At 68.6% G+C, this 22,121-nt stretch carries 21 protein-coding genes, 1 tRNA gene and 1 riboswitch; of the genes, 8 read left to right on the plus strand and 14 right to left on the minus strand.

Annotated features, from left to right (window positions below; translation table 11 throughout):
• From ABMQ42_RS13335 to ABMQ42_RS13345, 3 genes are all read left to right on the plus strand, one after another.
• A complete protein-coding gene (locus tag ABMQ42_RS13335; RefSeq protein WP_349723478.1) occupies positions 1–1,149 on the plus strand; it encodes a low temperature requirement protein A in 1,149 nt (382 codons plus the stop codon).
• Between the two features lie 263 nt (positions 1,150–1,412).
• The gene (locus ABMQ42_RS13340) at positions 1,413–2,255 is read left to right on the plus strand and encodes a type II toxin-antitoxin system death-on-curing family toxin (RefSeq protein ID WP_349723479.1); all 843 of its coding nucleotides are present in this window, start codon (positions 1,413–1,415) and stop codon (positions 2,253–2,255) included.
• Between the two features lie 6 nt (positions 2,256–2,261).
• On the plus strand, positions 2,262–3,077 hold the full coding sequence (locus tag ABMQ42_RS13345; RefSeq protein WP_349723480.1) for a methyltransferase domain-containing protein: 816 nt from the start codon (positions 2,262–2,264) through the stop codon (positions 3,075–3,077).
• On the opposite strand, the gene ABMQ42_RS13350 is transcribed toward ABMQ42_RS13345, so the two are convergent.
• The 7 genes from ABMQ42_RS13350 to ABMQ42_RS13380 form a co-directional block, all read right to left on the minus strand.
• Complete coding sequence (locus ABMQ42_RS13350; RefSeq protein ID WP_349723481.1) at positions 3,059–3,649, minus strand: HAD family hydrolase; 591 nt, start codon at positions 3,647–3,649, stop codon at positions 3,059–3,061. The two genes, ABMQ42_RS13345 and ABMQ42_RS13350, sit on opposite strands and share 19 nt — an antisense overlap.
• Complete coding sequence (locus ABMQ42_RS13355; RefSeq protein ID WP_349723482.1) at positions 3,649–5,412, minus strand: HAD-IC family P-type ATPase; 1,764 nt, start codon at positions 5,410–5,412, stop codon at positions 3,649–3,651. The genes ABMQ42_RS13350 and ABMQ42_RS13355 overlap by 1 nt, the downstream gene beginning before the upstream one ends.
• A gap of 46 nt (positions 5,413–5,458) precedes the next feature.
• Entirely contained in the window at positions 5,459–6,022 is a 564-nt protein-coding gene (locus ABMQ42_RS13360; RefSeq protein WP_349723483.1) for a histidine phosphatase family protein, read from the minus strand.
• Positions 6,019–7,311, minus strand: coding sequence for a phosphopyruvate hydratase (eno, locus tag ABMQ42_RS13365; RefSeq protein ID WP_349723484.1), 1,293 nt, complete (start codon positions 7,309–7,311; stop codon positions 6,019–6,021). Before eno ends, ABMQ42_RS13360 begins: the two co-directional genes overlap by 4 nt.
• Positions 7,301–8,851 (minus strand): MutS-related protein, encoded by a 1,551-nt coding sequence (locus ABMQ42_RS13370; RefSeq protein ID WP_349723485.1) that lies wholly within the window; start codon positions 8,849–8,851, stop codon positions 7,301–7,303. Before ABMQ42_RS13370 ends, eno begins: the two co-directional genes overlap by 11 nt.
• On the minus strand, positions 8,848–10,431 hold the full coding sequence (locus tag ABMQ42_RS13375; RefSeq protein ID WP_349723486.1) for a MutS-related protein: 1,584 nt from the start codon (positions 10,429–10,431) through the stop codon (positions 8,848–8,850). The genes ABMQ42_RS13370 and ABMQ42_RS13375 overlap by 4 nt, the downstream gene beginning before the upstream one ends.
• A gap of 11 nt (positions 10,432–10,442) precedes the next feature.
• A riboswitch (Fluoride riboswitch) is annotated at positions 10,443–10,514 on the minus strand.
• Between the two features lie 79 nt (positions 10,515–10,593).
• Positions 10,594–10,676: transfer RNA gene (locus tag ABMQ42_RS13380), tRNA-Leu, on the minus strand.
• A gap of 53 nt (positions 10,677–10,729) precedes the next feature.
• Between ABMQ42_RS13380 and ABMQ42_RS13385 the strand changes: the two genes are divergently transcribed.
• Positions 10,730–11,347: an ANTAR domain-containing response regulator gene (locus ABMQ42_RS13385; RefSeq protein WP_129392231.1), complete on the plus strand. Its 618-nt coding sequence runs from the start codon at positions 10,730–10,732 to the stop codon at positions 11,345–11,347.
• Positions 11,348–11,352: 5 nt separating this feature from the next.
• Here ABMQ42_RS13385 and ABMQ42_RS13390 read toward each other — a convergent pair whose 3' ends face one another.
• The gene (locus ABMQ42_RS13390) at positions 11,353–11,811 is read right to left on the minus strand and encodes a PaaI family thioesterase (protein WP_349723487.1); all 459 of its coding nucleotides are present in this window, start codon (positions 11,809–11,811) and stop codon (positions 11,353–11,355) included.
• A gap of 49 nt (positions 11,812–11,860) precedes the next feature.
• Here ABMQ42_RS13390 and polA point away from each other — a divergent pair, with 49 nt between their 5' ends.
• Together polA and ABMQ42_RS13400 are read left to right on the plus strand one after the other, a co-directional pair.
• Positions 11,861–14,491, plus strand: a complete 2,631-nt coding sequence (polA, locus tag ABMQ42_RS13395; RefSeq protein ID WP_349723488.1) for a DNA polymerase I — start codon at positions 11,861–11,863, stop codon at positions 14,489–14,491.
• An 84-nt stretch (positions 14,492–14,575) separates the two neighbouring features.
• Entirely contained in the window at positions 14,576–16,279 is a 1,704-nt protein-coding gene (locus ABMQ42_RS13400) for a DUF885 domain-containing protein (protein WP_349723489.1), read from the plus strand.
• Between the two features lie 62 nt (positions 16,280–16,341).
• Here ABMQ42_RS13400 and ABMQ42_RS13405 read toward each other — a convergent pair whose 3' ends face one another.
• Positions 16,342–16,968, minus strand: coding sequence for a phosphoribosyltransferase (locus ABMQ42_RS13405; protein WP_349723490.1), 627 nt, complete (start codon positions 16,966–16,968; stop codon positions 16,342–16,344).
• Between the two features lie 53 nt (positions 16,969–17,021).
• On the opposite strand from ABMQ42_RS13405, the gene ABMQ42_RS13410 reads away from it, so the two are divergent.
• Entirely contained in the window at positions 17,022–17,777 is a 756-nt protein-coding gene (locus ABMQ42_RS13410; protein WP_349723491.1) for an SGNH/GDSL hydrolase family protein, read from the plus strand.
• On the opposite strand, the gene ABMQ42_RS13415 is transcribed toward ABMQ42_RS13410, so the two are convergent.
• From ABMQ42_RS13415 to ABMQ42_RS13435, 5 genes are read right to left on the minus strand one after another with little or no spacing between them, the layout of a single operon-like run.
• Positions 17,764–18,246 (minus strand): DUF2087 domain-containing protein, encoded by a 483-nt coding sequence (locus tag ABMQ42_RS13415; RefSeq protein WP_349723492.1) that lies wholly within the window; start codon positions 18,244–18,246, stop codon positions 17,764–17,766. The two genes, ABMQ42_RS13410 and ABMQ42_RS13415, sit on opposite strands and share 14 nt — an antisense overlap.
• Positions 18,247–18,250: 4 nt before the next feature.
• Positions 18,251–18,988, minus strand: coding sequence for a class I SAM-dependent methyltransferase (locus tag ABMQ42_RS13420; RefSeq protein WP_349723493.1), 738 nt, complete (start codon positions 18,986–18,988; stop codon positions 18,251–18,253).
• A 9-nt stretch (positions 18,989–18,997) separates the two neighbouring features.
• On the minus strand, positions 18,998–20,329 hold the full coding sequence (locus ABMQ42_RS13425; RefSeq protein ID WP_349723494.1) for an MFS transporter: 1,332 nt from the start codon (positions 20,327–20,329) through the stop codon (positions 18,998–19,000).
• A 36-nt stretch (positions 20,330–20,365) separates the two neighbouring features.
• The gene (locus tag ABMQ42_RS13430) at positions 20,366–20,872 is read right to left on the minus strand and encodes a hypothetical protein (protein WP_349723495.1); all 507 of its coding nucleotides are present in this window, start codon (positions 20,870–20,872) and stop codon (positions 20,366–20,368) included.
• Between the two features lie 25 nt (positions 20,873–20,897).
• Positions 20,898–21,389 (minus strand): FBP domain-containing protein, encoded by a 492-nt coding sequence (locus ABMQ42_RS13435; protein ID WP_349723496.1) that lies wholly within the window; start codon positions 21,387–21,389, stop codon positions 20,898–20,900.
• A 304-nt stretch (positions 21,390–21,693) separates the two neighbouring features.
• Here ABMQ42_RS13435 and ABMQ42_RS13440 point away from each other — a divergent pair, with 304 nt between their 5' ends.
• On the plus strand, positions 21,694–21,963 hold the full coding sequence (locus tag ABMQ42_RS13440) for a hypothetical protein (protein ID WP_349723497.1): 270 nt from the start codon (positions 21,694–21,696) through the stop codon (positions 21,961–21,963).
• Positions 21,964–22,121: the final 158 nt, after the last annotated feature.

The raw sequence follows: 22,121 nt of genomic DNA on the forward strand, positions 1-22,121 counted from the left end.
GTGAGCGAGCAGCCGCAGGTGACGCCGGGCCGTCGTGTCCATTGGCTCGAGCTGCTGTTCGACCTGGTCATGGTCGCGTACATCGGGCAGGTGGCGCACATGCTGCACGGCGCCCCTTCGGGGCGTGACGCCGTGGCATTCTCCGTGCTTTTGGCCGCCGGCTGGTGGGCCTGGGTCAATGCGAGCGTCACCATGAACCTGTTCGGCGCACGGGTGACCTCGGTGCTCTGGGTCTCGGTCGCGGTCGCGATGATCGCGGTGGGTGTCATGGCGGCGTCTGTCCCGGAGGCGCTGGGGGCCCGGGCCGCGGGCTTCGCGATCGGGAACGCGGTGATCCGGGTGGTGTGGATGCTGCCGTGGTGGATGAAGCGCGGCGCGACGGGTGCGGCGTGGTGGCGTCCGTTCGTGTACTGCCTCGTGCCGGCGCTGCTCTGGGTGGTCTCGATCTGGGTGCCGGCGCCGTGGCGGTACGGCCTGTGGGCCCTTGCGGTGGCCGTCGAGATCGTGCTGCTGGCCGTCCTCGGCGGCGCGACGGGCTGGCTGCAGCGCACTCTTGACGTCGGTCACCTTGTCGAGCGCGTGAGCCTGCTGGTGGTGATCGTGTTCGGCGAGTCGGTTCTGAGCGTGATCACGCAGCTCGCGGCACACTGGGGTCCACCGGCGTGGCTGGCGGCGCTGCTCGGCTTCGTCGCCATTGTGCTGCTCGCGTGGGTCTTCTTCACGTTCGCGCCGGGGGCCGTCGAGACGGGATTGCATCGCCTGCAGCTGCGGGGGAGTGTCGGCGGTCTGCGTGACACGGTGATGTACCTGCCGCTCGTGCTCATCGCAGGCGTCGTGCTCTTCGCGGTCGCCGTGGGGACGGCCGTGGCGGATGCCGCGGCGGCCCTGCCATCATCAGCCGCGGTGTGCCTGGCGGTCGGGGTGAGTCTCTTCTTCCTGGCGAGCGGCGCCGAGTCGCTGCGCTACGGCGCGGGGTGGCGGGCCGTCGTGCTGTGGGCGCCCGCCGGCGTGGTGCTGCCCTGGATCCTGCTGCCGGTGGCCACCGTGCTCTCGGCGACGGGAGTCGTGGCGGCGGCCGTGCTTGTGATCGCAGTGATCGCCACGCTGAACGCCGTCAATGCGCGGCGGGTGCGGGTGCGCGGCGGGTGATGATGATCTCGTCACCGCACGTCGTCCGTGGAAGACTCGCAGAAGAGCGAAGGACGGGAATGGGTGAATCACAGCCGCAGGGGAAGACTACCCAGAAGTCGGACCGTGGCTCGATCACGCCCAAAGTCCAATCCGCCACGGAGGCGGGGCTGCTCCCGCAGGCGGTCCAGGAGACGGCTGTGGAACTCTACTCGTCGCCGGATGGAGCCGTAAGCCTCCAGGTGCGGTTCGACGGTGACACGGTCTGGGCCACGCAAGCACAGATGGCGGAGTTGTTCGGCACGACACAGCAGAACGTCAGCCTGCATCTGCAGAACGCGATCGACGATGGTGAGATCGACCAGGCGGCAACTCACAAGGATTTCTTGTTGGTTCGACGTGAGGGCTCGCGAGACGTCACGCGCAGCATCCAGCACTACGACCTGGACGCGATCATCTCCGTCGGCTACCGGGTGCACTCGCCCCGCGGTGTGCACTTCCGGAAGTGGGCGACGAATGTCCTTCGGCAGCGGATCCTGGACGAGAACGCGGCACGGCTGCACCGCACCCAGCAGCTGGGGGAGCTGCTGGCGACCTCCAAGGACGAGCAGCTGGCCGGCATCGGCCGGATCATGCAACGGTATGCCGGCGACCTGGACCGGCTGGCCGACTTCGACCGGGGAGAGCTGACCGCACCGCGGGAGGAGCTTGCGACCGCTCGCATCGACATCGACGACGTCGACCGGATCATCGCCGAGCTCCGCGACCGGTACCCGACCGACGAGCGCCTCGGCATCCCGAAAGACGAGTCGATCCATGGGGTGCTCGGGCAGCTGGACCAGACCTTCGGGGGCCAGGACCTGTACCCGAGCGCGCAGGAGAAAGCCGCGAACCTGCTCTACATGGTCGCCAAGGACCACCCGTTCAGCGACGGGAACAAGCGCACCGCCGCAGCCCTGTTCGCGTACTTCCTGGACCGCAACGGCATCGAGCTGGACCGGGCCATCCCCGGGAACATGCTCACGGCGCTGACGCTGATCGCAGCCGCCAGCGACCCGGCCAGGAAGGACGAGACGGTCACCCTGATCCGGAGCCTGCTCGCACCCGAACAACGGCCGCAGGCATAGGTGCCCATGCCCGCACCCGTACGCTCCACGCTTGAGAATCGCTACTTCGAGCGGATGGCAGCCGCGCTCGGCGACAAGGCGCGCCTGGCGGACGCACTCGTGCCGGGCAGCGTCGCCGACGTCGGCGCCGGTGGGGGAGAGCTGTCCGCATTGTTCGCGGCTCGGGACGGCATCAGTGGTGTGTACGCGATAGACGACGCACCGGACGCCCTCGCACGCCTCCGCGACCTCTCTGGGGTGACGGCGGTGGCCGGTTCCGTGGCGCAGCTGCCCGGTCTCGCCCCACTGGACAACATCGTGTTCTGCAGCGTGCTGCACGAGGTCTACTCCTATGCCGGCGGGTACCCGGCTGTCGCCGAGGCCCTCGACCTCGCCGCAGCATCCCTCCGATCCGGTGGCCGGCTGATCATCCGCAACGGCGTCATGCCCGAGCGTCCTGGTGAGCCTGCGACGCTCACAGCCCCCGACGACGAGCTCGTCACCGACTACCTCGCCCTCACCCCGCACCGGGAACTCGCCCTCGCCCATGCCGGACCGGGGGCCTGGATCGGCACCCGCCACGCGGTCGCCGAGGCCGTCCTCACCCTCACCTGGGGCAGGGACTCCCTGCCCCGCGAGTCGCAGGAGCGGTACCAGCTGGACACCCTCGACGGCTACCGGCACAGTGTCGTCACCGGCCGCAGCCTGCGGCTGCTGCGCGCGCGCTCGTATGTCCAGCCCGAGTACGTCCGACACCTGGCCGACTACACGCTCATCGACCCGGCATCCGGTCACTGGTTCCCACCCACCAACGCGGTATGGGTCTACGAGAAGTCCGCCTGATCTGTCACGCGGCGGTAGACGTGCACCTTGATCGCGTCGAGGATGAGCGTCACGACGATCGTGACCACGGCCACGAGCAGCAGCGATGACCGGGGGACGGGAGCGGTGAGCACCCCGAGCAGAACGAGCAGTGTCGTCAGGATGATGTTGCCGGCGACCACGCTGCCGACCCACCGGGACGGCGCGGATCGCCAGAACACGTTGCGGGATCGGGTCATCAGGATGGTGGCCATTGCCGAGTAGATCAGGTACGCGAACATGAGCGAACTGATCTGCGCGGGAGCGAGGTTCTGCACGCCCAGGTAATACGCGAGTAGACCGAGGCCGACGGCCGCCCAGCCGACGGTGAAGATTGCCGCGGTACGCGCCAAGCGGGGCATGTCCCACCGCTCCGGGCTCGTGGAGGCGCCGGCTCGGTCCGTGCCCAGTGTGAGGGTCACCAGGTCGTTGAGGATCACGATGAGCACGATCAGGCTGAGGGAGACGGGAAAGAACCCTGCCATGATGAACCCGAAGGTCAGCAGCGTGGCCAGCTCGGCGGTGCGGGCGAGCTTGGTGATGGTCCACGTCATCATCCGTCGGTAGACACGGTGTCCGCTGTCGATGACTCAGGCACCCCGCCCAGCCCCTCAGCGGTCAGCACGATGCGGGCGGCGGACTTGGCGACGTCGGTCGCGTCCGCGACGGCGATCCCGACATCGGCCTGCTTGAGGGCGGCGGCGTCGTTGATGCCGTCGCCGGTCATCCCGACCACGTGCCCGGCTTTCTGCAGGGTCGCAACCACGACGTGCTTGTCTTCGGGGTAGACCTCGGCCAGCACGTCGAAGTCGCCGGGGTGGGAGAGTGCGTCCTGCCGGATGCCGGCTCGCTCGCCGATGCCGACCTGCGCGGCGATCGCCTGCGCGCTGCGCAGGCTGTCGCCGGTGATCATGATGACCCGCACTCCGCGCTCGCGCACCAGAGCCAGCATCTCGGCGGCATCCTCACGCGGAGAGTCCGCGAGCGCGACCAGCCCCCGCACGCGCAGTTCGTACTCGTTTGGCCCTGCCGCCAGGGCCAGCACCCGCGCACCGGTTGCGGCCAGTTCATCGACGTGCTCGGCGTACTCGACCGGCGTCGACGCGAGACGTGCCAGCGCGGCCGGGGCGCCGAGCACGACGGCCACGGCTTGGCCGTCGCCGGCGACGCGGGCCCGAGACACCTTCGCGACCGGGTCGAACGCGATGAACGAGAGTCGTGTCAGCGGCCGGAAGGCCGCATCCTGGCCGGCAGCACGGGCGATCGCGGCGCTGATGGTGTCGCGCGCGTCCGCGTCCGTCGCCGCGACGGCCAGGCGCAGCACTTCGGCGCCGGTGACGCCGCCGAACCCGAGCAGCTTCGCGATCTCGGGCCGGTTGCGGGTGAGCGTGCCCGTCTTGTCGACCAGCAGCACGTCCATCGTCGCGGCTTCCTGGATGCCGGACAGGCCCACCACGAGCGTGCCCTTCTCGGCGAGGACGCGGGCCTCGAGCGAATTCGCGACAGTGAAGCTGGAGGGCATGGAGATGGGGATGGTGGCGATGAAGAGGATGACCACGAACGGCAGGAGATCGACCCACGACTCGCCCCGGATCACGGCGGCGATGACGAGGACGACGGCGAGGACGACGTCGAGGAACGCCAGGTAGCGCACGATCGTGAACAGCAGCTTCTGCAATCGGCCCGGGGGCTCGGCGGTGCGCACCAGCTCGGCGGTCTTGCCGTACGAGCTCGACGCGCCTGTGGCGGTCACGATGCAGATCGCGGCCCCATGACTGATCGTCGCCGCCTGCGGCAGAGCCTCATCGGTTGTCTTGGTGAGATCGGCCGACTCGCCGGTCAGGGCGGCCTCGTTCACGCTCACCGTGCCCTGCGTGATGTGCAGGTCCGCAGGCACGATGTCGCCGACGCCGATGTGGACGACATCGCCGGGCACCAGCTCACGGGCCGGCAGTATCGCCCACGTCCCATCCCGGAGGGTGCGGGCCGACACCTGCAACCGCTCGTGCAGATACCCGATCGCCTTCGCCGCCCGCGAGGCCTGCACCTGCCCGGTGACGGCCGAGAAGGCCAGAAGGGCGAGGACGAAGACGGCCTGGATGGTCTGCCCCAGCACGAACTCGAAGATGATCGCGGCTTCCAACAGCCACGACACCGGGTCCCACATCCGCTTCACCGTGCCCCGCACCGGCCCGGTCGACTTCTCCGGGACCTCGTTGAAGCCGTACTCTGCACGGGCCCTCTCGACCTCGATGTTGGTCAACCCGCCGTGAAGCTCCGCCGGCTCACGTGGACCGAGGTATCCGTCGAGCATCATCGTGCACTCCTCACGGCATGAAGAGGCACCGGTTGCGCATGATGCGTCATCCGGCGGTGAGATCGGGGATGCGACCCGCGACGATGACGCGCCAACCGCTGTTGTCCCATTGCAGCTCCGACCATGATCCGGTGGGGATGACGGGTTCTTCGCCTTCGGCGAAACCCGCGATGAGCGGCTTGATGACCGCATCGTGGGACACGATGACGACCGCGCGATCCTCCTGGAGCACGGCGTCAAGGGCAGGACGGACGCGTGCGAGTACATCGGCGGTGGCCTCGACGCCGGGTGCGGCATCCACCGATCCGAACTCTTCGATCACGGCGCGACGTTCATGCCCCGTCCACGGTCCGTAGTCTCGGTCGTTGAACCGCGCATCCGGGCGCGCGGACAGGCCGAACTGCGCGGCTATCGCCTCGGCCGTCCAAACCGCACGCTGCAGAGGACTCGAGTAGACGGCGGCGATGTCGTTTCCGGCGAGCACCGCGGCCACAGCCTCGGCCTGGGCGACCCCCACGTCGTCCAAGGGAGGGTCCGACAGCCCGCGCAGCCGGTCCTGCGCGTTCAGGGTGGTCCGGCCGTGACGGACGAGGTAGACCGTGGCGGTCATCGTGCAGATCCTTCCGCGAGTCCGTAGGGTATGCCGCCGGACTCGGCTTCGATCTCCATGAGCCGGTTGTACTTGGCCACGCGCTCACCGCGTGCCGGCGCGCCGGACTTGATCTGTCCCACGCCGGTGCCGACGACAAGGTCGGCGATGAAGTCGTCGGTCGTCTCGCCCGAGCGGTGCGACACCATGCATCGCATGTCGTGCTCGCGGGCGACGGTGATCGCGTCGAGGGTTCCGGTGACCGTGCCGATCTGGTTGGGCTTGATGAGCACAGCGTTCGACCAGTGACTGAGCGCGCCCTCTTCGATGCGGCGCGCGTCGGTGACGTAGAGGTCGTCGCCGACGAGCTGGGTGCGCCGCCCGGTGGCATCGAACATCAGCCGCCACCCTTCGTGGTCATCTTCCGCGAACCCGTCTTCGATGCTCCGCAGCGGGTAGGTATCGAGGAGTCGCTCGTAGTAGTCGACAAGCTGCCCGCGGTCGAGCACACGGCCGTCCACGCGATATCGGCCGTCCCCCTGGTAGAAGCCGTTGGCGGCGGGATCGATCGCGATCGCCACCTCATCGACTGCGGCGGTCAGCCCTGTGTCTTCGATGGCTGCGACCAGCAGGTCGAGGGCTTCGTGTGGGTTGGCCACGTCGGGGGCGAAACCGCCCTCGTCACCGAGGCCTGCGGTGCCGAAGCGCTGCTTCACGCGGGCTGCGAGGGCGTGATAGACCTCGGCTCCGGTCTGCACCGCTTCCTCTTCGCTCGCGGCCCCCACCGGCGCGACCATGAATTCCTGGAAATCCAGGGGGTTCGCCGCATGCGCACCGCCGTTGAGCACATTGAAGTGCGGGACCGGCAAGCGCTCGGAACTGCCGGTCAGTCGCGCCAGCCACGCATGCACGCTCGTGTCGGCGACGTGGGCGAAGGCCCGTGTCGCCGCGATCGAGACGGCGACCACGGCGTTCGCGCCGAGCCGGGCAAGGTTGTCGGTGCCGTCCACGTCGATCATCGCCGCGTCGAGCTCATGCAGGGTGGCCCAGGGGTGCGAAGTCAGGGCTTCGGCGAGCTCTCCCGTGACGGATGCCACGGCTTGGCGTACACCGCGTCCGGAGTATGCGTCATCGCCGTCACGGAGCTCTACCGCTTCGAACTCACCCGTCGACGCTCCGGCGGGGGCCGAGGCGTCCACGGTGGCGCCGTCGTCGAGCGTCAGGCGGACGGCAACCGTGGGGTACCCGCGGGAGTCGAGGGTCTGGCGCGCGGCGACGGCACTGATCGTCACCTTGCTGTCATCGGGCATGGGAGTCTCCTTCTGTATGGTGATCGTCGGGTCCGTCTTCGCTGCCGACGTGAGCGAGACGCGTGCCGAAGACACGGTCGTACAGGTCGACCCCGTAGCTCGTGGCAAGCGGTGCGCCTGCTTCGAGCCGGTAGTTGCGTGCACCGGCGGCGTCGCGCGGGGCGCGCAGGAATTCGGCGCCCAGGCCCGCATCCTGGACGGCGTGGGCGAAGTCGTACATATGGGTGACGTATCGCACGCGCACGCCTGCCCTGATAAGGGCGGACGTCACATCGAGGGCGATCTGGGATCCTTCGGCTTCGTTGGTCGACGCGAAGGACTCGTTGCACAGGAGCAGGTCGCCGGGCCGGGTGCGGTCGATGAGTCCGCTCATCCGGTCGAGTTCTTCGTCGAGCTTGCCGTGGCGCAGTTCGGGGTCCTCCTCGCGGGTCCAATGGGTGAGCACCTGGCCCACCGCCGGGCATGAGAAGCGGGATGCCGCGACGACACCTCCCGACTGGGCCATCAGCTGCGCTGCGCCCAGGGCGCGCAGGAAGGTGGATTTGCCGCCGTGATTGGCGCCGGTGATGACGAGCAGTCGGCCGTCGGCCAGGTCGAGGTCGTTTCCGACCGGCGCGGTGCCGGCGCGCAGCGCGAGACACGGGTCGCACAGTGCGACCGCGGTGCAGCCTGGCCTGTCTGTGACCTCCGGGATGCAGGTGGGTACGCCGACGCCTTCGAGGGCCGCGCGCAGGTTCGCGACGGCCTGGTAGAAGGCGAGCTCGATGCGCAGCTGCCGGAAGAAGTCCAGAACGTGTTCGGTGGATTCGTGCACGGCGGCGGAGACCTCCGCGACGCTGCGGGCCCGGAGGTCGGCGAGCGCATTGAAGCCGGCTTCGTCGCGTTCGGGGATCGTGAACGCGAACCGTGGTTTGCGTAGGGGCGTTCGGTCGAAGAACCCCTGGTTGGCACGCTTGCCACGCCGCAGGATCTGCCCCGTCACCTGCCCGTCACGCGCGACATGGGCGCTCATGAGCATGCCCGGCCCGAACTCGAGCTCTTTGAGCTGACCGCGCATGCGTTGCATGTAGGAGTCGTCGAGTTCGCGGACGACGACGGCGAACAGCTCCCGGAACGCGGCGGACCGGAATGCGTCGGTCACCTCGGCGCACAGCGTGCGGAGAGTGTCGAGGCGGTCGGCGAGCTGGGTGAGCATCCGCACGGAGTGGGAGAGGGTGATCTCGGGGCGTCCACGCACGGGCATCATGAGGATTCCGCGCCGCACCGCCAGGGCGTCCATCGTCACCGCATACAGGCGGGAGACGGCATCCGGGTTCTCGAACACGTCCCGCAGGGCATCCTGTCGGTACGCGATGGTCTCAGGATGGGTCGCCGGCCGGACGGTCGCGGCTCGTGCGACCGCACGCAGGAATCCGTCGCCGGCACCCATCGCGTCCCACAGGAAGTCGAGTTCGAGGTCGCGACGCAGATCGTCGGCGGTGCCGGGCTCCGCAGCGTCGGGATCGAAGTCCGTGTCGGGGTCGAGCAGCCTGACCTTCATCGTTCCTGCCCCTTTCGTGTGCTCATCCGTTCGGTGGTCTGAGGGCCGGTCAGTCCGTGCCGGGCGGCCAAGGCGCGGGCGTACGCACGGCCGTCGGCGTGCCGTCGCTCCACGCGGAAGGTGCGGACAGCGGCATCGTGCGGGTCGACGGTGCTGACCATCGAGACCGTGCGCTCGTCGAGCCGTGAGAGCTCGTCGATGAACGTGACGCAGATCGCGAGGGCATCCAGATCGAGGATGCGGTGCAGGACGTCGCGGGTGAGGATGCGGGCGTCCTGCAGCGCGGTCGATGAGAACACCTCGTTGAGCACGAGCACACAACGCCCGGTTGCGTGGGCGAGCAGCTCATGCATCCGCTGGATCTCGGCTCCCAGGCGGCCCTCCAGGTCGTCCAGCTGCTCCTCGCGCTCGAAGGCGGTGAGCACGCGGTCGCACAGGAACACCCGCACCGTCCGCCCCGGGACGGGGCATCCGATCCCCGCCAGATGGTGCAACTGCCCGAATGCCCGGGCCGTGGTCGACTTGCCGCCCTGATTCGGACCGGAGACGACGATCACGCGCTCGCCGCCGTCGAGGCGGATGTCGTTGCGCACCACCGGTTCCCCGTCGGCGACCAGTCGGGTGGCCAGGGCGACGTCGAACGTGTCGCGGGCGTCCAGCTCCTTGGTCTCGGCGGAGACCGTGGGAGAGCAGAAGGGGAGCCCTGCCGCCTGCAGGGGAGCGATGTGCTCGAGCCAGGCCAGATAGAACCAGACCTCGGCAGCGAACCGCTGTACGACCTCATCCCGGTACCCGTCGGTGCTTGCGGTGAACCGCCGCAGCCGTTCGAAAGCGCCCGGGCGCACGAGGGCGACTTTCTCGAGCACCCACGCCTGCACGTGATCCAACCCCGGATCGCGAAATGTCTCAGCGGCGAACTCGGCGTCTGCGGAGCGGAAGCGAGCGAAGGTCTCGAGGACTGCCTCGCGGAGGTCGTCCTCGTCGTCGGTGGGGGCGACGATCACCTTCCCGCCGCGGATCAGCATGTTGTACTCCAGTGCGTCAAGCTCCTCGCGGCACCCCTGCGCCTCCTGTTCCAGCCGCGTGAACACGGCGGAGGAACGGTAGTCGGCCAGATGACCGGCCAACCCCGTCAACGCGGCGGAGCGGGGTGTCGAAGCGTTGTCAGACACGCAATCGGCGAGGGCGTTCACGGCGCCCGCGTAGCGCAGCACAGCCTCCAACCGCCAGAACTCGCCCTCGAACGGGTAGTGGGCATGCGCAGCCCCCGCATCGGCGACATCGGCGCGGTCCATCTCCTGCAGGAACGTCTTCACCCCCGTGCGGAGAACGTCGTCGTCGAGGGCTGCGAAGACCTCCTGCCGATACGAGACCTCGGCCTCATCGGTGCAGAGAGTGCGAAACGCGTCGGCGGCAGCGGGAGCACGCTCTATCAGCCGGTCCAGCACCTGGTCGAGTGCCAGATCGTGCAGCGCATCATCCGACGTGCGGCGGTCAGAGGGAACACCTCGATCGCCGGGGGTGAGAACGCTTCGAAAAACCGTGTCGGTGCGCGATGCACCGGGGGAGATGACAGGCACCCGTGACTCCTCTCGTCACAGGTGCCATCAGCGCTCTTGCGGTTCGGGCCAACGCCCCGGCGGACTCCATCGCCGTTGTCTTCAGGATCCCACACTCCGAGGGGCCCGGCAACGGGGAACGCGGTGGCGGGGACGACGCGTCGAGAGGGGGAAGAAGAACCGTGCCGATGGTGGGAGTCGAACCCACACGCCCTTGCGGGCAACCGAGTTTGAGTCGGTCGCGTCTGCCATTCCGCCACATCGGCGCACACCGACGCGCTGCGCACGCCGATCTCTGACAATACCGTAGGATCTTAGGGTGACTGAGCAGGAACAGAACTCCGGGTCCGCATCCGCACCGCGCCGCGTCGTGGTCGCCGAGGACGAATCGCTGATCCGTCTGGACATCGTCGAGATCCTGCGGGACAACGGCTTCGACGTGGTCGGTGAGGCAGGCGACGGCGAGACCGCCGTGCAGCTCGCGACCGAGCTGCGGCCCGACCTGGTGATCATGGACGTGAAGATGCCCCAGCTCGACGGCATCTCCGCCGCCGAGAAGCTGAGCAAGGGCAACATCGCCCCCGTCGTGCTGCTGACGGCGTTCAGCCAGAAGGAGCTCGTCGAGCGCGCGAGTGAGGCGGGCGCCCTGGCCTATGTCGTGAAGCCCTTCACCCCGAACGACCTGCTGCCGGCGATCGAGATCGCCCTGGCGCGCCACGAGCAGATCATCACGCTCGAGGCCGAGGTCGCCGACATGGTCGAGCGCTTCGAGACCCGCAAGCTCGTCGACCGTGCCAAGGGCCTGCTCAACGAGAAGATGGGGCTGAGCGAGCCCGAGGCCTTCCGCTGGATCCAGAAGGCATCGATGGACCGCCGCCTGACCATGCAGGACGTCGCCAAGGCGATCATCGAGCAGCTCGCGCCCAAGAAGAAGTAGGGCGCTCAGCGCGGCGGCAGGTCGCGCACCATGTTCGTGATGCGGACGGTGGAGCACCGCCGGCGCGCGTCATCGCTGAGCACGATCTCGTGCACCATCACGCTTCGTCCGAGATGGATCGGCGTGCACACACCCGTCACGAACCCCGTGGTCGCCGAGCGGGTGTGCGTCGCGTTGATGTCGACGCCGACCGCGAGCCGCCCCGGACCGGCGTGCCAGTTCGCGTGCATCGACCCCAGCGACTCGCCGAGCACGACGTAGGCGCCGCCGTGGAACAGCCCCACGGGCTGGGTGTTGCCCTCGACGGGCATGCGTGCCACGCAGCGCTCGTCGGTGAACTCGAGCCACTCGAAGCCCATCTTCTCGGCGAGGGCCCCGTTGCCGCGTGACCTTGCCCACTCCAGCGGGTCGGTCGACCTGTCGTCCCAGGTCGCGGCGGGGGCTGCGGGGGGATCGACGGGCATGACTCTCCTTCGGGCGGCGGACGTCGGAAGCCCTGACTAGGCTGACAGGGTGACGGACTCCGCAAAGCCTACCCTCCTGATCGTCGACGGCCATTCGCTGGCGTACCGTGCGTTCTACGCTCTGCCGATCGAGAATTTCTCGACGAAAGACGGGCAGCACACCAACGGCATCTACGGGTTCCTGTCCATGCTCATCAACCTCATCAAGGCAGAGCAGCCCACCCACATCGCCGTCGCGTTCGACACGTCGCGGGTCTCCTTCCGCACCCGCGAGTACGCCGAGTACAAGGGCACCCGGTCGGAGACACCCGAAGAGTTCCGCGGCCAGATCCCGCTTCTGCAGGAGTGTCTGGGCGCGATGGGCATCACCGTGCTGACGGCCGAAGACGTCGAGGCCGACGACATCCTCGCCACGCTGTCGACGCAGGGCTCGGCCGAGGGCTACAACGTGCTGGTGTGCTCGGGCGACCGCGACAGCATCCAGCTCGTCAACGACGAGGTCACGCTGCTCTATCCGAGTGTGCAGGGCGTCTCGCAGCTGAAGCGCTACGACCCTGCTGCGGTCATGGAGCGCTACGGTGTCCCACCCGAGCAGTATCCCGACGTCGCAGCGCTCGTCGGCGAGACCAGCGACAACCTGCCGGGCGTTCCGAAGGTGGGGGAGAAGACCGCGGTCAAGTGGCTCACCCAGTTCGGCTCGCTCGACGCGATCCTCGAGGGCGCCGACCAGATCAAGGGCGTCGTCGGCGGCAACCTGCGCGAGCACATCGATGACGTCCGCCGCAACCGCCGCCTGAACCGCCTTCTGCGCGATGTGCCGTTGCCGGTCACGCCCGCCGATCTCGCGGTCAAGCCGATCGATACGCAGGCGGTGCGCGACATCTTCTCGCGTCTGGAGTTCCGCACCTTGACCGCGCGCCTGTACGAGGCGACCGGCACCGTCGAAGACGAGCCCGATCTGCCCGCGGCCACGGCGCCCGAGCCGGCGCAGCTCGATGCCGATGCGCTTGCGGCGTGGCTGGGCGAGACCGAGGGCGAAGTGGGGGTCACGGTGACCGTCGAGGGCGGCGCGCCGCACCGCATCGGGTTCGCGACGATGGATGCCGCGGCCGAGGCATCCTGGTCACCAGAGGTGGCGGCATCCATCGGCTCGTGGCTGGCCTCTGACGCACCGAAGCTCCTGTGCGATGCCAAGCCGCAGCTCAAGGCTCTGCGCCGGACCGGCTCCGACCTCGGCGGCATCGTCCACGATGTGCTGATCGCCGGGTGGCTCGCGCGTCCCGCACTGCCCGACAAGACACTCGGCAATCTCGTCGAGCGCTTCCTCGACGAGAAGCTCCCCGAAGCCGACCCGACCCAGCTCGTGCCCGAACACGAGGGCGCGACGCCGGGGCAGCTCTCGTGGTACGTGCTGCGGGTAGCCGAAGCGCAGCGCGCCGCACTGCCCGAGCGTGTCGAGGCGGTGCTGACCGACATCGAGATGCCCACGCTGGTGGCCCTCGCCGACATGGAGCTCGCCGGTGTCGCCGTGTCGCACGACAAGCTCAGCGCCTTCTCCGGCGAGCTCGGCGCGCGGGCCGACGCCATCGCCCATGATGCATTCGCGGCGATCGGGCGCGAGGTGAACCTCGGCTCTCCCAAGCAGTTGCAGGAAGTGCTCTTCGACGAGCTCGGCCTGCCGAAGACCCGCAAGACCAAGACCGGATACTCGACCGATGCCGGGGCCCTCACCGCCCTGCAGGAGAGCAGCCCGCACCCGTTCCTCGACCTGCTACTGCAGCACCGCGAAGCCACGAAGCTGCGGCAGATCATCGAGTCGCTCGACGTCGCCATCGGGCCCGACCACCGCATCCACACGACCTACCTGCAGACCGGCAGCCAGACCGGGCGCCTGTCGAGCACCGACCCGAACCTGCAGAACATCCCGATCCGCACCGATGAGAGCCACCGCATCCGCGCGGCCTTCGAAGTCGGAGAGGGCTACGAGACCCTCCTGACCGCGGACTACTCGCAGATCGAGATGCGCATCATGGCGCACCTTTCTGAAGACCCGGGCCTGATCGACGCGTTCCGCAGCGGCGAAGACCTGCACCGGTACGTCGGCTCGCGGGTGTTCGGCGTCGAGCCCGCCGAGGTCACGCCGTTCATGCGCACCAAGGTGAAGGCCATGTCGTACGGGCTCGTGTACGGGCTGAGCGCGTTCGGCCTGTCGAAGCAGCTGCGCATCGAGCAGTCCGAGGCCAAGCAGCTCATGACCGAGTACTTCGCCCGCTTCGGCGCCGTGCGCGACTATCTGCGCGCGTCCGTCGAGAAGGCGCGGGTCGACGGCTACACGGAGACGATCTTCGGCCGCCGCCGCCCGTTCCCCGACCTGGGCAGCCCCAACCGCGTGCTGCGCGAGAACGCCGAGCGTGCGGCACTGAACGCGCCGATCCAGGGCAGCGCCGCCGACATCATGAAGATCGCGCTGCTGCGCATCCACCGTCAGCTCCGCGAAGAGCAGCTGGCCTCCCGCGTGCTTCTGCAGATCCACGACGAACTGGTCGTGGAAGTGGCGCCGGGGGAGTGGGACGCCGTCGAGCACATCGTGCGCGATCGGATGGGGGATGCCGCAGCACTGACCGTTCCCCTCGACGTGCAGATCGGCCGCGGGCCGAACTGGGACGAGGCCGGGCACTGACGACCTCCGCTCCGACGCCGCACCACGCGGCGGATCGCGGATCACACAGGCCCCACCGGGCCGGACACGAAGAGGATGACACCAATGACGGAATCCGAACGCACCCCCACGCCGGTCGACACGATCGCCGAAGCGTGGGTCGACGACCTCGCCGAGCTGTTCCCGACGATCGCCACCTACATCGGGCGCGACGAGTACAACGACCGCTATGGAGACCTGTCGCCGGCGGGTGCTGACGTGGGCGCCGAGCGCGCACGTCAGCGGCTCGCCGAGCTGCGTGCGGCGACCCCCGTCGACCCGATCGACGAGGTCACGAAGATGGACCTGACGGGGCAGCTCGAGCTCGTGCTCGAGACGTATGAAGCGAAGGCGCACCTGCGCGACCTGAACGTCATCGCGTCGCCCGCGCAGGACCTGCGCAACGCCCTCGACATCATGCCGACGGCCACGGTCGATGACTGGGAGGTCATCGCCAAGCGCCTCGACACGCTCCCCGCGGCGCTCGACGGTTACATCGAGACGCTGCGGACCGGCATCGAGTCGGGCGTGGTCCCGGCGCGGCGCCAGGTGAACGAGGTCGCCACCCAGATCGCCCGCTACACGGCCGACGACGGCTTCTTCGCCGCGTTCGCGGGCGAAGCCGCTCCCGCAGAAGGGCAGCTGCCGGCATCCCTCGCCCGTCATCTGGCCGACGCGGCCGGCGGTGCGCGCGTCGCCTATGACAAGCTCGCCGACTTCCTGCAGACCGAGCTGGCACCGGCTGCGACTGAGCAGGACGGAGTGGGACGCGAGCTGTACAGCCTGTTCTCGCGGCAGTTCCTCGGCGCGACGATCGACCTCGACGAGACCTATGAATGGGGCCTCGAAGAGCTCGACCGCATGATCGCCGAGCAGGAGGCTGTCGCGAACGAGATCGCACCCGGCGCCTCGGTCGAGGAGGCCATCGCGTTCCTCGAGGCCGACCCCGTGCGCCGACTGCACGGCACCCAGGCGCTGCAGGAGTGGATGCAGTCCACGGCCGACCGGGCCATCGCCGAACTGGGCAAGACGCACTTCGACATCCCCGAGCCCGTGCGGCGCATCGAGTGCATGATCGCGCCCACCCAGGAGGGCGGCATCTACTACACGGGCCCGACCGATGACTTCTCACGTCCGGGACGCATGTGGTGGTCCGTTCCCGAGGGAGTCGAAGACTTCGACACCTGGCGTGAACTGACCACGGTGTACCACGAGGGTGTGCCCGGGCACCATCTGCAGATCGCGCAGGCCGTGTACAACCGCGGAGAGCTCAACGCCTGGCGCCGCCTGCTGGCGGGCACGTCGGGGCACGCCGAAGGATGGGCGCTCTACGCGGAGCGGCTCATGGAGCAGCTCGGGTACCTCGACGACCCGGCGGATCGCCTCGGGATGCTGGACGGCCAGCGCATGCGCGCCGCTCGTGTGGTGCTCGACATCGGCGTGCACCTCGGCAAGCCGCGCCCGGCCGCCTGGAAGCATCTCGGCGACGACGGGGCGACCTGGGACGCCGGCTTCGCCCTGGAGTTCATGCGTCACAACGTGAACATGTCCGACGCCTTCGTGCAGTTCGAGGTCAACCGTTACCTGGGCTGGCCGGGACAGGCGCCGTCGTACAAGGTCGGCCAGCGCATCTGGGAGCAGCTGCGCGACGAGTACAAGGCCGCGCAGGGCGAGGCCTTCGACATCAAGCAGTTCCACAAGCGCGCGCTCGATCTGGGCGGCGTCGGTCTCGACACGCTGCGCACGGCGCTGCTCGCCCCGGCGAGCTGACGCCGCCCGGTCGTTGAGCGAGCGGAGCAGCCGCGAGTCGAAACGACTCCGGCCCCGCTCGCTCAACGACCCCCGGCCCGAAGCAACCGCACGACCTCCTCGTCCGTCGTCTGTGTGAAGTCGTCGTAGTAACTACCGACGGCCCAGAGTCGCTCGATCGGATGCGCACACACGTACTCATCGACGCTGCCCGGTTCGGGCAGCCACTCCGTGGGCGCGACCGGAACCGCGAGCACGACCCTCGCCGCTCCGCGGGCCCGCAGGCTGCGCACGGCCGCGCGTGCCGTCGACCCGGTGGCGATGCCGTCGTCGACAAGAAGCACGGCTCTGCCGTCGAGGGCGGGCACAGCATCCCGAATCAATTCCTGACGACGCGCGAGCACGGCACGCTCACGCGCCTCGATGCGGGTCAGGTCGGCTTCACTGACCGCACCGTGCCCGCCGGCACGCTCGTCGATGACGGTCACACCCTCGGCGATCGCACCGAGGGCGACCTCTTCGCGCCCCGGCATTCCGAGCTTGCGCACCGCCACCGCCGTCAGCGGCAGGGTCAGCTCGGCGGCGACAGAAGCTGCGACCACCACACCACCGCGCGCGATCCCCGCGACGACAGCATCCGAGCCACGCCACTGCTCGAGGTGCGCGGCGAGGTCGCGGCCGGCATCGGCACGGTCGGCGAAGAGCGCCATGGCGCCACCCTACGTCGTCAAGCGCACCTGCGGCGCAGACGTAGGCTTGAGCAATGGCAGCGGTGCGTTTCGTGGCAATCGGCGACTCGTTCACAGAGGGCGTGGGTGACGAGCTTCCCGATGGCACAGCCCGCGGCTGGGCAGACCTCGTGGCGCAGGGATGGGCGAACTCGAGCGGCGAACCGATCGAGTACGCGAACCTCGCGATCCGCGGCAAACTCATCGAGCCCATCGTCGAGCAGCAGCTCGAGCCCGCACTGGCACTGAAGCCGACGCACCTCTCGTTCAACGGCGGCGGGAACGACATGCTGCGCCCGCACACGTCGATCGAGCACGTGTCCGAACTGTTCCTGCAGGTGCTGCGACGCTGTGACGAAGAGGGTGTGACGCTGATCGCGCTGTCGGGAGCGAACCCGTCCGCGCAGCTGCCCATGCGTCATCTGATCCAGCGCCGCGGCGACGAGCTGTCTGCCGCGGTGGTGGCAAGGCTGGCAGAACGCACCGATGTCGTCACGGCGTGGAACTGGCCTGATCGTGAGCTGAGCACACCCGGCTACTGGTCGGCAGACCGTCTGCACATGAACCCGCGCGGGCATCACCGCGTCGCGGCACGCGTTCTCACCGCTGTCGGAGAGCGTCCGCCAGCCGGCTGGTGGTCACTGCCGGAGATGCCCGACACGGGCCTCAAGGGCGGGGCGTATTACCGAGCCCATGTGCTGCCCTGGATCAAGCGTCGCCTCACGCACACGTCGTCGGGTGACGGCCGGGTCGCGAAGTTCGGCGAGTGGATCGAGATCACTCCGCAGTGACGCGCGCGTACTGAGAGCCCGAACGTGTGCGCTCAACCAGGTCGTGGTCGACGAGGTACCGGCGCAGCACGGCCACGTCCGATGTGTACGCGCTCAGCCGCTCATTCAGCGCTGACTCACTGAGCATCTCACCGGGGGAGAATGCTCGTTCGACGATCCAGACGAGCAGCGCCCGGCGTTCCGGCGCCTTCATGGGGTAGCGGTCGATCTTGCCGTCCGCGTCGAGAAAGCGCTCGGGGCCCGTCGGGCGCACCGGAACGTCTTCTGCGAGCAGAGCGCGCAGCGCGGCATCCGTGAAGCCGACAGCGCCGGCCGCGTTGGTCTCGGCCAGCCCCAGTTCGGTGAGCCGTTGCAGGGCACGCGCCCGGCGCGCATCCGTCAGCCGTACGTCGGCGCTGAGTTCGCCGAGTGCCGCGCGCAGATCGGGATTCAGCAGCGCCGCCACGACGCCGCGCCACTTCTCACTCACCCGTTCAGGCTATCGGTTTCATCGCTCGCAACTCGGTCGTCGCCATCCATGGTCCGCTCCACCACATCCGCCACCCGACGGGTCGGCGGCGCACGTCGGCGGCGCCCAGATCCCGCAGCCGCTGCTCGTATTCGCGGGTCTTCGAGATGTCCACGATGAGCAGCCGTCCGCCGGGGGAGAGCACCCTCCACGCCTCATCGATCGCCTTCTCCCGGCCGTCGGCGGTGTGGATGTTGTGGATCGACAGGCTCGCCGTCACGAGGTCGAAGGATCCATCGGCGCAGGGGAGCTGCGTCATGTCGCCGGTGAGAAGCGAGAGGCGATCGGCGACATCGTTCAGCTGCGCGTTGCGCTCAGCTGCGTCGGGAGTGTTGCCGGACTGGTCGACCGAACGCCACAGGTCGATACCGGTCACCGCCGCCTGCGGATACTGCTGTGCAGCCATGATGCTCACCGCTCCGCGCCCGCAGCCCATGTCGAGCACACGCGTTGCCGCCGGCGTCTCGGCGAGCACCTCGCGCCAGACCGCGAACTTTCCGCGCCGAGTGGTGTGCCAGTACAGCCACGCGCTGACGAACATGAGAAGCCCGATCACGCCGATGACGACCCCGAATCCGGGCGAGTCCCACAGCCAGAAGGCGCAACCGGAGAGCACGAGGTAGATCACCCCGAAGCCCACCATCATCCAAGGCACCCAGGGTGCGTCGACGCCGTAGTCGCCGAGCGGCCGTCCGCGGTTCACGCCGTCAGGCTACCGCTTCGCGTCCCGTGGGCGCCGAGGCTCGTCCATTCCGAGCAGGATGCGGGTGCGCTTGCGTTCGAAGACGATGAAGAACGCGCCGAGAACCCACAGCGGCACCTGCGTGAGGAACGCGATGCGGAACGCGTCGAGACTGTAGGTCGCCGGTGTTCCCGCGCCCTGCAGGTCGAGCGCCGCGCCGATCAGGAAGATGGCGACGAGCCCGGCGACGAACCCGCCGGTGTTCGTGATGCCGGTCGCGGTACTGAGCCGATGGCTGGGGTTGTGCGTACGCGCGTGGTCGAAGGCGATCATGGATGCCGGACCCCCGGTGCCCATCGCGACGGCCAAGACGAACAGCAGCCACAGCGGCGCCGGCCCCGGCCAGGCGATGACCGCGAGCCATGCCACCATCTGGAACACGACCGTGGGCAGCACGAGCACGCGCGAGCGATGGTTCGGCATACGGCCGGAGAGCAGCCCCATCACGGGGCCGAGCACCATCCCCACCGCGATGTAGACCGTCGTGATCACCGCGGCCTCGGCAGGTGTGCGCCCCTCGCCCGCGGTGAGGAACGGGATGCCCCACAGCATGATGAACGCGGTGCCCGAGAACGGCGTCGTGAAGTGCGACCAGAACGCCAAGCGAGTCCCCGGGTGCGAGAGTGCCGCACGCACGCCCACCCGGGTGTCGGCCGCCGAGGTCACGACCTGGATCGCCCCGGTGTCGGTGTTCACGGAGACATCGGTGGCCACGGTCGGCGGGTGGTTGCGCACAACCAGAACGAGAAGGATCGCGAAGAGGACGCACAGGCCGGCGGTCGAGGCGAAGGTGACCTCCCACGTCGTCGCATGCAAGAGGGCGGCGAGCGGCGCGATCGAGAGGAATTGGCCGGTCAATCCCACGATTCCGGTCAGCTGCACCATGAGCGAGCTGCGTTGGGCGGGGAACCAGGTCGCGACCACGCGCAGCACACTCGGGAAGATCGCCGCGTCGCCCGCGCCGATGAGCATGCGGGCGCCGATGGCGATCCCCACGTTGGGGGAGAGCGCCATGACCAGCTGCCCGCCGGCCATCAGGACCATGCCTGCCACGATGATCGGCCGCGTTCCCCAGCGGTCGAGCAGCAGTCCGATCGGCAGCTGCATCGCGCCGTAGACCGCGAGCTGCAGGACCGCGAACATGGAGAGGGTCGAGGCATCCGCACGGAACCGGTGCGCGGCATCCACCCCCACCGCCCCCAACGAGGTGCGGTTCATCACCGAGAGCACATAGGCGGCGACCGCGACGCCCCAGATGATCCACGCCCGCCACAGCGAGGCGGGCAGGCGGGGCGTGGTCACGGATTCCAGGGTAGCCCGCGCCGCGCCCGCCACCCGTCAGTGGTGGATGAGCACTTTCAGCAGGATCAGCACAGCACCGAACGCCCCGCTGATCACCGCGCCGAGCACCCGCTCCCAGAATGATGCCGTCCGGGCGGCGGTCATGAGCCAGCCGTCGATCACCAGGAGAACGAGGGTGATCAGCAGCGCCAGCCAGACGGCCGCCTCGGAGTCCATCACGCCCGATGCGCCGAGGACGAGCACCGCCAGCGGCGGGACGGCCACGATGAGCAGGCCGATCGAATGGTGGATCGCGCCGCGCAGCGACCGCGCGATGGACGCGCCTCGTCCCTCAGCCATGCGCGAAAGGGTTCCGGCGTACACGTGGGCGGCGAAGAACACGAGCACCGTGATGAGAACGGTCAGCATGGTCTCCCACGCCTCATCGCTGTTCTCTGAGCCGACGATGACCATGCCCGCCACGAGGATCAGCCCGTAGACGGCCTCTTCCGACACGAGGAGGCCGCCCAGGCGGGTCTGCGGGCGCACGATGTCATCGCTCATGCCACCCAGCATGACACCCTGCGCGTCAGCGACTGTCGCGGATGTCCCGTGCGAATCCCACGACGCTCTCGCGGAGCGCCTCGATGCGGCGCTGCCGCGCGGCATCCCGATCGAATCCGGGATAGGCGAGCGGAGGCAGCTTGCGCACGTTGCGCGTGCACTCGAAGTGCGCGCAGACGAGGGTTCCGACGGTATCGCCGTTGCGGCCGGCACGGCCCGCCCGCTTGGCGCTGAAGAACACCACGTCGTTCGGCAGTGTAACGTCTTCGCACCACGAGCACTGCGGACGGGTGCGGGCGCGCTGCTCGGATTCGCGGAGCAGGATGCCGACGGGCGCGCCGTCGACGGGGACGACGACGTACCCCTGCTGGACGTACTTGGCGTCGCGCCAGCCGAGGAAGTCGCGATCTTCCCAGTCGATGCGGTCGAGATCGGAGGGCAGCGTCAGGCTGCTGCGCTCGCGCTGCGAGGCGTTGACGAAGGACGCACGGATGTCCTTCTCGGTGAGAGCGTGCATGAGGAGGGTCTTTCTGTCGATGATGTGGAGGGACGACGGGCGGCACTCGGCGCAATGGCGCGAGCGCTGCGGTGCGCGGTCATCTCATGCCGGCGCGGAATGCGCCGACGACCTCCCGACGCCCATACGGACGGCTTATCGATGAAGACATGCGTGCGAGTCTACGCGCGGGGGAGTGGGCGGAGCCTGAAGACGATGATGCCGAGATAGCGGTCCATCCACTCCTGCTTGTGCGGGTAGCGTCGTGCGTGTTTCTTCTGGGGAGATGATTGCCCTTCCGCAGACGAGATGCGAGACTGCGCTCGTGAGCTCGATGAGTGAGACACCGGGAACGACGGAAGTCACCCTGACGCCGGTCGTTGTGAGGCCGAACGCCTGGGCCGTTGCGCTTGCCGCCGTCGGCGGCTTCGCATGGGTCGTCTCGTTCATGCTCTGGCTGGTGCATTCTGCCGTGACAGATGACCTCGGCTATGACCTGGCGAGCGCGTCCGCGCTCCACGTGTGGGTCGTTCTGCTGGCAGTGGTCGGAGGCGCCGCGTTCGTGGGAGCGATCACGATCGTCCGTCTCCGATGAGCTGCGTGTGGATCGGGATACGGCGGGTTCGCCGCGGGGATGGACGCTGACGAGCCTCGCCCGTGTCCGGCTGCTGACCACGCTCGCGCTCAAGACGAAGGATGAACGGGATGCCGCAGCTGCAGGAGATCGCCCCCGGCGTGCTCGTCGCCACAAGT

The organism is Microbacterium sp. KR10-403, assembly GCF_040196215.1.
In the GTDB taxonomy this organism is placed as follows: Bacteria; Actinomycetota; Actinomycetes; order Actinomycetales; family Microbacteriaceae; genus Microbacterium.